The organism is Lentzea sp. (assembly GCF_036380075.1).
In the GTDB taxonomy this organism is placed as follows: Bacteria; Actinomycetota; Actinomycetes; order Mycobacteriales; family Pseudonocardiaceae; genus Lentzea.
The window spans coordinates 48,230-60,764 of the sequence record NZ_DASVFL010000179.1; the positions used below are offsets into that span (position 1 = coordinate 48,230).

12 protein-coding genes are annotated in these 12,535 nt (G+C 71.1%); 5 read left to right on the top strand and 7 right to left on the bottom strand.

Features of this window, described 5'->3' with window-relative positions:
• Positions 1-23: 23 nt before the first annotated feature.
• A complete protein-coding gene (gene fabI, locus VF330_RS20265; protein WP_330853196.1) occupies positions 24-791 on the bottom strand; it encodes an enoyl-ACP reductase FabI in 768 nt (255 codons plus the stop codon).
• 37 nt (positions 792-828) lie between these two features.
• A complete protein-coding gene (locus VF330_RS20270; protein ID WP_330853197.1) occupies positions 829-1,533 on the bottom strand; it encodes a beta-ketoacyl-ACP reductase in 705 nt (234 codons plus the stop codon).
• Between the two features lie 108 nt (positions 1,534-1,641).
• Between VF330_RS20270 and VF330_RS20275 the strand changes: the two genes are divergently transcribed.
• Positions 1,642-4,221 (top strand): FAD-binding and (Fe-S)-binding domain-containing protein, encoded by a 2,580-nt coding sequence (locus tag VF330_RS20275; RefSeq protein ID WP_330853198.1) that lies wholly within the window; start codon positions 1,642-1,644, stop codon positions 4,219-4,221.
• Here VF330_RS20275 and VF330_RS20280 read toward each other — a convergent pair.
• Positions 4,201-5,490 carry an MFS transporter gene (locus tag VF330_RS20280; RefSeq protein WP_330853199.1) on the bottom strand — a complete coding sequence of 430 codons (1,290 nt, stop codon included), beginning with the start codon at positions 5,488-5,490 and terminating at the stop codon, positions 4,201-4,203. The genes VF330_RS20275 and VF330_RS20280 overlap by 21 nt on opposite strands.
• Before the next feature lie 116 nt (positions 5,491-5,606).
• Between VF330_RS20280 and VF330_RS20285 the strand changes: the two genes are divergently transcribed.
• From VF330_RS20285 to VF330_RS20300, 4 genes are read left to right on the top strand one after another with little or no spacing between them, the layout of a single operon-like run.
• On the top strand, positions 5,607-6,266 hold the full coding sequence (locus VF330_RS20285) for a response regulator transcription factor (RefSeq protein ID WP_330853200.1): 660 nt from the start codon (positions 5,607-5,609) through the stop codon (positions 6,264-6,266).
• The gene (locus tag VF330_RS20290; RefSeq protein WP_330853201.1) at positions 6,267-7,571 is read left to right on the top strand and encodes a HAMP domain-containing sensor histidine kinase; all 1,305 of its coding nucleotides are present in this window, start codon (positions 6,267-6,269) and stop codon (positions 7,569-7,571) included.
• Positions 7,568-8,431, top strand: a complete 864-nt coding sequence (locus VF330_RS20295) for a TAXI family TRAP transporter solute-binding subunit (RefSeq protein WP_330853202.1) — start codon at positions 7,568-7,570, stop codon at positions 8,429-8,431. The genes VF330_RS20290 and VF330_RS20295 overlap by 4 nt, the downstream gene beginning before the upstream one ends.
• Positions 8,428-8,961, top strand: a complete 534-nt coding sequence (locus tag VF330_RS20300; RefSeq protein WP_330853203.1) for a dihydrofolate reductase family protein — start codon at positions 8,428-8,430, stop codon at positions 8,959-8,961. Before VF330_RS20295 ends, VF330_RS20300 begins: the two co-directional genes overlap by 4 nt.
• Here VF330_RS20300 and VF330_RS20305 read toward each other — a convergent pair.
• From VF330_RS20305 to mobA, 4 genes are all read right to left on the bottom strand, one after another.
• Positions 8,946-9,911, bottom strand: a complete 966-nt coding sequence (locus VF330_RS20305) for a VWA domain-containing protein (RefSeq protein WP_330853204.1) — start codon at positions 9,909-9,911, stop codon at positions 8,946-8,948. The two genes, VF330_RS20300 and VF330_RS20305, sit on opposite strands and share 16 nt — an antisense overlap.
• Positions 9,908-10,789 (bottom strand): DUF58 domain-containing protein, encoded by an 882-nt coding sequence (locus VF330_RS20310; RefSeq protein ID WP_330853233.1) that lies wholly within the window; start codon positions 10,787-10,789, stop codon positions 9,908-9,910. Before VF330_RS20310 ends, VF330_RS20305 begins: the two co-directional genes overlap by 4 nt.
• Positions 10,790-10,851: 62 nt before the next feature.
• Positions 10,852-11,901 carry a MoxR family ATPase gene (locus VF330_RS20315; protein ID WP_330853205.1) on the bottom strand — a complete coding sequence of 350 codons (1,050 nt, stop codon included), beginning with the start codon at positions 11,899-11,901 and terminating at the stop codon, positions 10,852-10,854.
• A gap of 62 nt (positions 11,902-11,963) precedes the next feature.
• Positions 11,964-12,524 (bottom strand): molybdenum cofactor guanylyltransferase, encoded by a 561-nt coding sequence (gene mobA, locus VF330_RS20320; RefSeq protein ID WP_330853206.1) that lies wholly within the window; start codon positions 12,522-12,524, stop codon positions 11,964-11,966.
• Positions 12,525-12,535: the final 11 nt, after the last annotated feature.

Here is a 12,535-nt window from a genome sequence, read left to right on the forward strand (position 1 = left end):
TCACACGACGAACAGATGTGACGTCAGAGACCGAGGAAGTGCACGCCGCCGTCGACGAACACCATCGAGCCCGTGGTGGCCGGGAACCAGTCGGACAGCAGGCCGCACACCGACTTCGCGACCGGCGTCGGGTCGTCGACGTCCCACGACAGCGGGGCCTTCTCGCCCCACATCTTCTCCAGCTCGCCGAAACCCGGGATGGACTTCGCGGCCATCGTGCGCACCGGGCCGGCCGAGATGAGGTTCACGCGGATGCCGTCCGGGCCGAGGTCGCGCGCCATGTAGCGGTTGATCGACTCGAACGCCGCCTTCGCCGCGCCCATCCAGTTGTAGGCGGGCCACGCCTGACGGGCGTCGAAGTCGAGGCCGACGACCGACGAGCCGTGCGACAGCAACGGGCGGACGGCCTGCACCAGCGACTTGTACGAGAACGCCGACACGTGCATCGCGACGGAGACGTCCTCCCACGGCGCGTCCATGAACGGCGCGCCGAGGCAGCTCTGCGGCGCGAAGCCGATGGCGTGCACGACGCCGTCGAGGCCGTCGACGTGCTCACGGACGCGGTCCGCCAGCGTGTCCAGGTGCTCCTGGTTCTGCACGTCGAGCTCGACGACGGGAGCGGGCTTGGGCAGGCGCTGGGCGATGCGCGTCACGAGGCTCATCCGGCCGAACCCGGTCAGCACGACCTCGGCGCCCTGCTCCTGGGCGACGCGTGCGACGTGGAAGGCGATCGACGCGTCGGTGATCACACCGGTGATCAGCAGTCGCTTGCCCTCGAGCAGTCCGGTCACTTGATCCAACCCTTTCCCGAGAAGGAGAACAGAAACTTCAGTGGCCCATGCCGAGGCCGCCGTCGACCGGCAGCACGGCGCCGTTGATGTAGCCGGACTCGGTCGCCGCGAGGAACGTGACGGCGCGCGCGATCTCGTCGGCCGCACCGTAACGAGCGGCGGGGATCTGCTTGAGCGCGGCCTCGCGGACGGCCTCGGGCAGCTCGTTCGTCATGTCCGTGGTGATGAAGCCCGGCGCGACGACGTTGGCGGTGATGTTGCGCGAGCCCAGCTCCAGCGCGATCGAGCGCGCCATGCCGACCATGCCCGCCTTGGAGGCGGCGTAGTTGACCTGGCCGGCGCCGCCGGTGAGGCCGACGACCGACGAGATGAAGACGATGCGGCCGAACTTCTTGCGCAGCATGCCGCGCGAGGCGCGCTGGGCGAACCGGAACGCGCCGGTCAGGTTCGCGTCGACGACCTGCGTGAACTGGTCCTCGCTCATGCGCAGCAGCAGGGTGTCCTGCGTGATGCCGGCGTTGCAGACGAGCACCTCGACGGGCCCGTGCGCGGCCTCGACCTCGGTGAACGCGGCGTCGATCTCCTCGGAGCTCGTGACGTCGCACTTGACGCCGAGCAGGCCTTCGGGAACGCCGGACCCGCGGTGGGTCACCGCGACCTTGTCGCCCTGGGCCGCGAACGCCTGCGCGATCGCGAGGCCGATGCCTCGGTTGCCTCCGGTGACCAGAACGGACCGACTCACTAGCTCTCCTGGGAATCGCTGCTGGTTGACCGGGTGAGGCTATCGGCTACCGGCAGGTAGTCCGGCATCGGCGGAGCCATGTCACATCCGGGCGTGCATGATCGGGTGATGCGGGCCTTTCTCGACCACCTCCGCCGCGACGTGGACGGCGACGTCCTGGACGACCCGGCGAGCCGTGCCCTGTACTCGGCGGACGCGTCGAACTACCGGCACGTGCCGCGGGTCGTCGTCCGTCCACGCACGACGGACGCCGTGGTCGCGGCCGTCGCGCTGGCCGCCGAGCACCGCGTGCCGATCACCAGCCGCGGCGCGGGGACGTCCATCGCGGGCAACGCCTGCGGCACCGGCCTGGTGATCGACTTCAGCCGGTACCTGACGTCGTTCGAGATCAGCGGCGACCGGGCGGTCGCGCAGCCGGGCGCGGTGCTCGACCGGATCAACGCGAACGCGGGCGAGTACCTCTTCGGGCCGGACCCGTCCACGCACTCGCGCTGCACGATCGGCGGGATGATCGGCAACAACGCGTGCGGCGCCCACTCGGTGAAGTGGGGCAAGACCAGCGAGAACGTCGCGAACCTCGACGTGCTGACCGTCGACGGCCGCAGGTTCGACACCACGAACCCGCCCGCGCTCGCCCTGCCCTCCCACGACCCGGCGTGGTTCCCCCGGCTCAGCCGCCGGGTCAGCGGGTACGCGCTGGACGCCCCCACGCTCACCCAGCAGCTCGTCGGCACCGAGGGCACGTGCGTGGTGCTGCTGGGCGCGGAGCTGAAGCTCGTGCGCAGGCCCGAACGCCGCGTGCTCGTCGTGCTCGGCTTCGCGGACACCTACGAGGCCGCCGACCAGGTCGTCCAGATCGAGGACGCGCTGGCGATCGAGGGCCTGAACGAGTCGCTCGTGCACAGCGTCCGGACCCGTCCCGACCTGCCGGACGGCCGCAGCTGGCTGTTCGTCGAGGTCGAGGACCACCCCGAACGCGTCGCGGCGATCACGAAGAACTCGATGACCATCCACGACCCGGCGCACCAGCGGGCGCTGTGGCGCATCCGCGAGGACGGCGCCGGGCTCGCCACCCGCATGGCCGACGGCAGCGAGGCCTGGTCCGGCTGGGAGGACGCCGCCGTCCCGCCGGAGCGGCTCGGCGCCTACCTGCGCGAGTTCGACCAGCTGCTGACCGGGCACGGCCGCCGTGGCGTCACCTACGGCCACTACGGCGAGGGCTGCATCCACGTCCGCATCGACTTCGACCTGGCGCACGGCTACCGCGAGTTCCTCCAGGACGCGGCCGACCTGGTCGTGAGCCACGGCGGCAGCCTGTCCGGCGAGCACGGCGACGGCCAGGCGCGGTCCGAGCTGCTCAGCCGCATGTACCCGCCGGCGGCGATCAGGGCGTTCGGCGAGTTCAAACGCGCCTTCGACCCGTCGAACCTGCTCAACCCCGGCCGGATCGTGGACCCGGTGAAGCTGGACGACGACCTGCGGATCGTCGTGGCACCACCGAGGATCCCGACGCGGGCGGAGTTCGCGAACGACACACGGCGGTGCGTCGGCGTCGGCAAGTGCCTGAACACCCACGGCGGCGTGATGTGCCCGAGCTACCGCGTCACCCGCGAGGAGAAGCACTCGACGCGCGGCCGGGCGCGTCTGCTGTTCGAGATGCTCAACGGCGGCGTGGTCAAGGGCGGCTGGCGTTCGGCCGAGGTCGCGGAGGCGCTGGACCTCTGCCTGGGGTGCAAGGGCTGCAAGCGCGACTGCCCGGTCGACGTCGACATGGCGAGCTACAAGGCCGAGTTCCTGCAGGAGCACTACAAGCGGCGGCTGCGCCCGCGGTCGCACTACGTCATGGGCTGGCTGCCGACGTGGCTGAAGTACGGGCTGGTCAACAAGGTCACGGCCAAGCTGGGCCGGTTCGCGGGCATCACGCCGGAACGCGAGCTGCCGACGCAGACCACCCGCCTGGTCAGGCAGCTGCACCCGACCGGCGAGGGCGAGCCGGTGCTGCTGTTCCCCGACACGTTCACGAACCACTTCGAGCCGGGTGTCGGCCTGGACGCCGCGAACGTCCTGGCACATCTCGGAAACCGGGTCGAGGTGCCGTCCGCGAACGTCTGCTGTGGACTGACGTGGCACTCCACCGGCCAGCTCGCGAAGGCCCGCCGGGTCGTCGAACGCACCGCGCGCCTGCTGCTGCCGTGGACGAGCAGGGGCGTCCCGGTGATCGGTCTCGAGCCGAGCTGCACGGCGTTCCTGCGCGCCGAGGCGCCGAAGCTGTCCGACGACCGCGCGGTGCACGCGCTGGCGAAGGCCACCCGCACGTTCGCCGAGCACGTCGAACCGAGGCTGCCCGCGCTCGAAGGCGCCCGCGAGGCCGTCGTGCAGACCCACTGCCACCAGTACGCCGAGCTCGGCTTCGGACCCGACCGCGCCGTGCTGGCGAAGGCGGGCCTGAAGCCGACGGTCGTCGAGGGGTGCTGCGGCCTGGCGGGCAACTTCGGGTTCGAGAAGGGCCACTACGACGTGTCGATCGCGTGCGCCGAGCAGGACCTGCTGCCGGCGTTGCGGGAGAACGGGGACGCGCTGGTGATCGCGGACGGCTTCAGCTGCCGCACGCAGATCCGGCACACCACCGACCGCAGGCCCGTGCACCTGGCCAGCGCGCTCGCCGCCCTAGTCGCGGTCGAGGACTGAGTCCTTCGACGTCTCGCGCATGAACCCGTAGACCAGCAGGGAGATCAGCACGCACCCGGCCACGTAGTAGAAGAACACCGACTCCATGCCGGCCTGCTTGAACCACAGCGCCACGTACTCGGCCGTGCCGCCGAAGATCGCCACGGTCAGCGCGTACGGCAGACCCACGCCCAGCGCCCGGATGTTCGTCGGGAACAGCTCGGCCTTCACGATCGCGTTGATGGACGTGTAGCCGGTGACGATGACGAGCCCGCCGAGCATCAGCAGGAACGCCGGGAAGGCCTCGGACGTCCTCGCCAGCGCGGTCAGCAGCGGCACGGTGGCCAGCGTGCCGAGCACACCGAACCCGAGCAGCAGCGGACGGCGGCCGATCTTGTCCGACAGCGCGCCCGCGAGCGGTTGCAGCACCACGAACACCAGCAGAGCGGCGAAGTTGATCCAGCTGACCGTCGCGGCGTCGATCTTGCTGGTGTTCACCATGAACTTCTGCAGGTAGGTCGTGTACGTGTAGAACGCGACCGTGCCACCGAGCGTCAGACCCACGACGAGCAGGCATTCCTTCGGGTGCTTCAAGAGCGCCTTGAACGTGCCCTTCTGCGGGTTGTCCTTCTGCTTCTCGAAGTTCTCCGACTCGTCCATGCCGCGCCGCAGCCACATCACCACGATCGCGCCGGTCGCGCCGATCACGAACGCGACCCGCCAGCCCCAGTCCGCCATCTCGGCCTTGGACAGGAACTGCTGGAGCACGATCTGCACGCCCAGCGCGATGAGCTGACCGGCCGTCAGCGTCACGTACTGGAAGCTGGAGTAGAACCCGCGCCGCGCCGGGGAGGCCACTTCGGACAGGTAGGTCGCCGAGGTCGCGTACTCGCCGCCGACCGACAGGCCCTGCAACAACCGCGCCAGCACCAGCAGGACCGGCGCCGCCACCCCGATGGTCGCGTACGACGGCGTCACCGCGATGATCAGCGACCCCAGCGCCATCAGCGTGACGGACAACGTCAACGCGGCCCTGCGCCCGTGCCGGTCCGCGTACCGGCCGAGCAGCCAGCCGCCCAGCGGCCTCATGAGGAAGCCGACCGCGAACACGGCGGCCGTGTTGAGCAGCTGCGCGGTCTGGTCGCCCTTGGGGAAGAACGCCGCGGCGAAGTAGATGCTGAACGCGGTGTAGGCGTACCAGTCGTACCACTCGATGAGGTTTCCGACCGACCCGCGCAGCACGTTCGCCACCACACGGCGTTCGCTGTTCTTCTCTTGGACGACTGTCATGGCAGCCACCATCGGGGCGGGCCGACACCCCTCACAACCTGGGCAGAGGCTTCTTTACAGTCACTTAGGCGCGTCGGCACACGCCGGAAACGACCTTCTGGGGCGATACTGCTCCCATGCGGGTGCTGTTGGTCGAGGACGACGACGGTGTCGCCGACGCCCTGGTGGAAGCGCTGCGGGCGAACGGCCACCGGCCCGCCCGCGTGCGCAGGGGCGCCGACGCGCTGATGGCCCACCGCGACGCCGACGTGGTGCTGCTCGACCTCGGCCTGCCCGACCAGGACGGCCTGGAGGTGCTGCGCAAGCTCCGCAGGATCGACCCGGTGCCCGTGCTGGTGCTGACCGCGCGCGGGGACGAACGCACGGTGGTGCGCGGGCTCCGGCTCGGCGCGGACGACTACCTGGTCAAACCGGTGCGGCTGGCCGAGCTGCTGGCCCGCATCGACGCGGTGGCGCGCCGCAGTGCCGCGCGGTCGCAGGAGAGCGGCGACGTCGTGCGCGTGTCCGACGTGGAGATCGACCTCCAGAGCCGGCAGGTCGTGGTCGGCGGGCGTGAGATCTCGTTGACCACCAAGGAGTTCGACGTGCTGGCGGTGCTTGCGCGGCGGCCCGGCACGGCGGTGAGCCGGCAGCAGCTGATGGACGAGGTGTGGGGCAACGCGTTCGTGGCGGTGTCGCGGACGCTCGACGTGCACCTCACGCAGCTGCGCGCCAAGCTCGACCGGCCGGGGTTGCTGCACACGATCCGCGGTTTCGGCTACCGGCTCGGTGAGTAGATGCGGCAACGGCTTCTGTTGGTGCTGCTGCTGTTCTCGCTCTCGGCGGTGACCGCGTTCGCGTTCCCGCTGCTGATGAGCACGGCGTCGGAACGCACCCAGCAGTTCGTGATCAGCCGCACCGCCGACCTCGACCGGTTCGCGACCCTGCCCGTCGACCTCGTGGTGTCCGAGGCGGAGCGGTACGCGCAGGTCTACGGCGAGGAGGTCGTAGTTGTCGACGCGGCCGGCACGCCCGTCGTCGAGTCGGGCATGACGGTCGCCGACGTGTCCGCGCAGATCGACGCCGCGCTGCGCAACCAGCCCGCCGCGCCCGTGCCGACCGTGCTGCCCTGGAGCGGCGGCGACGTCCTGTTCGCCCGTCCCGTCGGCACCGGCACCAAGGTCGCGGGCGCCGTGGTGCTGCGGGCGTCGACGCAGGTGGCGGCACTGGACGTCGCGCGGCGGTGGGCGTTGGTGCTGGCCGGCGCACTGCTCGCGGCCTGCGCGTGCGTGCTGCTGGCCCTCGTCGTGTCCCGGTGGCTGCTGCGGCCGCTCAAGGAGCTCGACCGCGGTGTCCGGGCGGTCGCCGAGGGACAACGGCGCACGCACGTCGCCGACACCGCGGGGCCGGCCGAGCTGCGGGCGTTGTCGGAGTCGTTCAACCGCATGTCCGACGCCGTCGCCGAGTCCGCCGACCAGCAGCGCCGGCTGATCGCCGACGCCTCGCACCAGCTGCGCAACCCCATGGCGGCACTGCGGCTGCGCGTGGACATGCTGCCGCGGAACGGGTCCCTGCTCACCGAGGTCGAACGGCTGGAGTCGTTGCTGGACGGCCTGCTGGCGCTCGCGTCGGCCGAGAGCACCGCCACCGAACGCGCGGCGGGCGGCGTCGAACCCGAGCTGGCCGACCTCCAGGTCGTGGCGCACGACCGCGTCGACGCGTGGCGGGCGGCGGCCCAGGCCGAGAACGTCACGATCACCGTCGACGACCGGGCGCCCGGTCTCGTGCAGTGCGCGGTGTCGGACCTGGCCCAGGTGCTGGACGTGGTGCTGGACAACGCCATCAAGTACGGCGGCACGGAGGTCGTCGTGGTCTGCGACCGCTCGACCCTGACCGTGCGCGACAACGGACCGGGTATGTCCACAAAGGACCTCGAACGCGCCACCGAACGGTTCTGGCGCGGCGACGACTCGCAGCGCGGCACGGGCCTGGGCCTCGCCATCGCCGACCGGATCGTCACGACCCACAACGGAAAGCTGGAGCTGCGCAGCGACAACGGCCTGGTGGTCACCGTCGAGCTGCCGAAGGAGCCGCTGCTGTGAAGCGACGGACGTTCCTCCTCGGCACCCTCGCGCTGACGGCGTGCGGGGTCAGCGAACCCAGCGGCACCCTGCGGATCGCGGGCGGCGAGCCCGGCGGCTTCTACAACGACTTCGCCGCCCTGATCTCCCGCCTGGCCACCAGCCCGTTGACGATCACGGCCGTCGAGACCGGTGGCAGCGCCGACAACCTCAGGCACCTCCGCGAGGGCACCGCCGACATCGCGCTGACGTTGAGCGACAGCGCGCACGTGGAGTCGGGTCTGGTCGCGCTCGGCCGCGTCTACGAGAACTATTTACAGCTCGTGGTGCTGCAGAACGCGCCCTACCGGTCCGCCGCGGACCTGATCGGCCTGCCGGTGTCGCTGGGCGCCGCCGGGTCCGGTGCCGCCCTGCAGGGCGAGAGGCTCGCGATGGGCGTGCGGGAGGAGCACTACCCGTTGCGCAACGCCATCGACGCGCTGAAGGCCGGCGAGATCGCGGCACTGCTGTGGTCCGGCGGCGTGCCCACCCCGGAGCTGAACAAGGCGAGCGGGATCCGGCTGCTGCCGCTCGACACCTTCCTGCCGAGGCTGCGGCAGGACTACGGCAAGGTCTACGAACGCGTCGAGATCCGCACGGGCGTGTACGGCTCCCCCGTCGACGTCCCGACCATCGGCACGCCGAACCTGCTGGTGTGCCGGCCGGACCTGAGCGACGACTACGCGAGCGCCGTCGTGCGGCTGCTCGTGGGCAAGGCAGCACAGCTCGTGCCGCAGCAGGCGCTCGGCACCCAGTACCTCGACGTGCGCAGCCTCATCGACACGGGCAAGGTGCCCCTGCACCCCGGGGCCGCCGCGGAATACCGGAGGCTGCACGGATGATCATCACCATGGCGTCGATCTCGCTGGACGGGTTCATGGAGGGCCCCGGCCACGACATCAGCTGGCACGTCGTCGACGACGAGCTGCACGAGCACTTCAACACCGGGCTCGCGCGGATGGACAGGTTCATCGACGGCCGCCGCAACCACGAGACGATGCTGGAAGCCTGGCCGCACACCGACGACCACCCCGAGTGGCCGAAACCGATGCACGACTTCGGCCGGATCTGGCGCGAGATGCCCAAGATCGTCTACTCGCGGACGCTCGGCACGACCGAGTGGAACACCACCGTGAAGCGGGAGGTCCTGCCGGACGAGATCAGGGCGCTGCCCGGCGACAGCATGGTCGGCGGCGCGCAGCTCGTGGGGTCGTTCTTCGAGCACGACCTGATCGACGAGGTCCGGCTCTACCTCAACCCGGTCGCGCTCGGCGTCGGCACGCCGTTCTTCAAGCAGCCGAAGGCCCTGGCGCTCAAGAGTACCAGGGCCTTCGGGACGGGTGTGGTCGAGCTGGTCTACGGCAGGCGCTGACCGAGCAGCAACGCCGCGGCGGCCGCGATCATCGTCGTGATCGTGCCGAGCAGCAGCCACGGCTTCGACGCGTCCGCCTGCTTCTTCTCGTAGCCGATCTGCTCGCCGAGCGTATCGTAGACCCGGCGCAGCTCCTCGGCGGAGGCGGCCTTGAAGAACTCGCCGCCGGAGATCTTCGCGATCTCCTTCATCGAGTCGTCGTCGACGGGCACGGACTGCTGCCGGCCCTCGATGTCGACCACGCCGTCCTCGGTGCCGAACGAGATCGTGGAGATCGGGATCCCGGCCTTCTTCGCGTCCTCGGCGGCGTCGAACGCCTTGCGGGTGCCCACGGTCTCCTTGCCGTCCGTCATCAGCACGATGCGGGCGGGCGGCGGGCCCTCGGCGCCGCCGACGACCTTGCCGAACGAGTCGATCGACGCCATCGCGGCCACCAGCGCGTCACCGGTCGCGGTCGACTGGGCGAGCTTGAGCCCGTCGATCGACTGGCTGACCGCCGCCCGGTCCGTCGTCGGCGCGACCAGCACGGTCGCGGAGCCGGCGAACGAGATCAGGCCCAGGTTGATGCCCGGCGTGAGGCCCTCGGTGAACGACTTCGCGGCCGTCTGCGCCGCCTCCAGCCGCGACGGCTTGATGTCCGTGGCCTTCATCGACAGCGACACGTCGACCACGAGCATCACGGTGGCGCGGTTGCGCGGCACGCGCTGCTCGGAGGTCGGCCCGGCGAGGGCGACCGTCAGCAACGCCAGTGCCGCCAGCAGGAACGCCGCCGGGACGTGCCGCGACCAGCGCTCGCGCTTGGGCGCGACCTTCTCCAGCAGCTCCAGGTTCGTGAACCGCAGCACGCGCTTGCGCCGCATGCGCTGCGCGACGACGTAGCCGGCGCCCAGCAGCGCGACGGCGACCAGCAGCAGGAACCACCACGGGGCGACGAAGTTGGAGAAGCTCATGCGACACCCCCAGACCAGCGGCGCTTGCGCGCCACCACGAAACGGACCGTGTCCGCGATCCAGTCGGAGTCGGTCCGCAGCACCAGGTGCCCGGCACCCGCGCGGCGCAGCCCGGCCGCCACCTCGCCCCGGTGCTCCGCGGCCGCCGCGTTGAACTCCTTGCGCAGCAACGCGGACGCGGTCACCTCGCGCTGCCGTCCCGTCTCCGGGTCGGACAGCACGACGGTGCCGACCTCGGGCAGGTCGACGTCACGCGGGTCGACGATCTCGATGGCGACGATGTCGTGCCGTGCGGACAACGCCCGCAGCGGCCGCTGCCACTCCATGCCGCCGAGGAAGTCGGAGAGCACCACGATCAGGCCGCGGCGGCGCGGCGGCCGGCGCAGCTGCTCCAGCAACGCCGCCAGGTCGCCGCGGGTGCCCTCGGGTGCCCGGTCGATCTCGGCGATCTTGCGGATCATGCCGCGCGCGTGCGCCAGTCCGCCGCGGGCCGGGATGCGGACGTTCTCGGCGCCCGTCGAGACGGCGGCGCCGATGCGGTTGCCGCCGCCGCGCGTCAGGTGCGCGACCGCGGCCGTCGCGGCGATGACCAGGTCGCGCTTCTCGCAGGCCGCGGTGCCGAAGTCGAGCGACGGCGACAGGTCGATCGCCAGCCACGTCTCCAGCTCGCGGTCGGCGACCGTCTCGCGGATGTGCGGGATCGTCGTGCGCGCCGTGACCGCCCAGTCCATCCGGCGCACGTCGTCGCCGGGCTGGTAGGTGCGGGCCTCACCCGGTTCGGTGCCCGGCCCCGGCACGAGACCGAGGTGGTTGCCCTGGAGCAGGCCGTCGAGGCGGCGCCGGACGTCGAGCTCCAGCATGCGCAGCGCGGCCTCCATGCGGACACCGCGCAGGACGGGAGGGGCCCAGGACGGACGCTCGTCGGCTTTGTCCCCGGGGCTCACGGCCTACCAGCCGGAACCGGCTGCTGCGGACGGGCCGACACCTGCGGCAGCGGCACGATCTGCAGCACGCGGGTGATGATGTGGTCGATCGGCACGCCGTCGGCCAGCGCGTCGTAGGAGAGCACGAGGCGGTGGCGCAGCACGTCCGGGACGACGTCCACGACGTCCTGCGGCAGCACGTAGTCGCGGCCGCGGACCAGCGCCAGGCCGCGGGCGGCGGCGATGATGCCGAGCGACGCGCGCGGCGAGGCACCGTAGGCGACCCAGCCGGCGACGTCGGTGAGGCCGTGCTCACCGGGCGCGCGGGTCGCGATCACGAGGCGCACCACGTAGTCGACGAGCGCGTGGTGGACGAAGACGCGCGACGCCACGCCCTGCAGGCGCACCAGCTCCTCCGGCGAGAGGACCTGGTTCGGCGTGGGCGCCTCGACGCCCATCCGGTAGACGATCTCGCGCTCCTCCTCGGCGGTCGGGTACTCGACCTGGATCTTGAAGAGGAACCGGTCGCGCTGCGCCTCGGGCAGCGGGTAGACGCCCTCGTTCTCGATCGGGTTCTGCGTCGCGAGGACGAGGAACGGGTTCGGCATCGGGAACGTCCTGCCGCCGATCGACACGTGCCGCTCGGCCATCACCTCGAGCATCGCCGACTGCACCTTGGCGGGCGCGCGGTTGATCTCGTCGGCGAGGACGAAGTTCGCGACGACGGGACCCAGCTCGACGTCGAACGCCTCGCTGGACTGGCGGTAGATGCGGGTGCCGAGGATGTCGGCGGGCACCAGGTCGGGCGTGAACTGCACGCGCGAGAACGAGCCGCCGACCACGCGGGCGAACGTCTCGACGGCGAGCGTCTTCGCGACGCCCGGCACACCTTCGAGCAGCAGATGGCCCTTGGCCAGCAGACCCACGAGCATCCGCTCGACGAGCCGGTCCTGGCCGACGATCACCCGCTTCACCTCGAACACGGTGCGTTCGAGCAGCTGGGCGTCACGAGCCGGGGTGACGGGCGCCGGTGCGTTCGGCGTTGCCTCGGCGGCGGGCTCGGTCACGTGCGGGCCTCCATGCAGAACAGGGTTGTACCGATCGTGGAACAGTCTTACCCGCCGCCTGTTCAACCGCTGTGAAGGGTGTCCAGGTCGGAGGGTGTGTCGACGTCGCGCGCCTCACCCGGCAGGGCGGGCACCTCGACGGGGTGGAGCTGCCGCAGAGTCTTGCGCAACGGCAGGTCGCGTGGATCTTCGGGGAGGGCTCCGCGCAGGTCGGCGGAGCTCCACACGCCGATCAGCCACTGCACGCGGTCGTCCCTGAGCACGGCGTTCGCCCCCACCGCCCGCAGGCGCGCGATCGTGTCCCCCGTGAGGCCGGGCTGGTCGACGGCGAGGACGGCGACCCATTCCTCGGCGACCTCCGCGAGCCCGGCGGCCAGCCCGGCCAGCGGGCCGCCTCCCGGCGGGTCCTCCCGCGCCCAGACGACCCCCGGAACGTCCTTCTCGGGGCCCACAACGACTCTGGTGGTCGCATCGTCCACAACCGACAGCACGTGGTCGAGCAGCGTCGCTTCCCGAAAGGACAGTGCCGCCTTGTCGACACCGCCGAGCCGTTCGCCCCTGCCGCCGGTCAGGACGATCGCCGCGTAGGTCCCCGGTTCCCCGGCCGGTCCGCGCCCGCTCATCGCCCCAGTCA

Coding starts and splice junctions, on each gene's coding strand:
- VF330_RS20280 (WP_330853199.1), bottom strand. CDS start 5,490: ATGACAGTCGTCCAAGAGAAGAACAGCGAACGCCGTGTGGTGGCGAAC.
- VF330_RS20290 (WP_330853201.1), top strand. CDS start 6,267: ATGCGGCAACGGCTTCTGTTGGTGCTGCTGCTGTTCTCGCTCTCGGCG.
- VF330_RS20300 (WP_330853203.1), top strand. CDS start 8,428: ATGATCATCACCATGGCGTCGATCTCGCTGGACGGGTTCATGGAGGGC.
- VF330_RS20275 (WP_330853198.1), top strand. CDS start 1,642: ATGCGGGCCTTTCTCGACCACCTCCGCCGCGACGTGGACGGCGACGTC.
- VF330_RS20305 (WP_330853204.1), bottom strand. CDS start 9,911: ATGAGCTTCTCCAACTTCGTCGCCCCGTGGTGGTTCCTGCTGCTGGTC.
- VF330_RS20285 (WP_330853200.1), top strand. CDS start 5,607: ATGCGGGTGCTGTTGGTCGAGGACGACGACGGTGTCGCCGACGCCCTG.
- mobA (WP_330853206.1), bottom strand. CDS start 12,524: ATGAGCGGGCGCGGACCGGCCGGGGAACCGGGGACCTACGCGGCGATC.
- VF330_RS20310 (WP_330853233.1), bottom strand. CDS start 10,789: ATGGAGGCCGCGCTGCGCATGCTGGAGCTCGACGTCCGGCGCCGCCTC.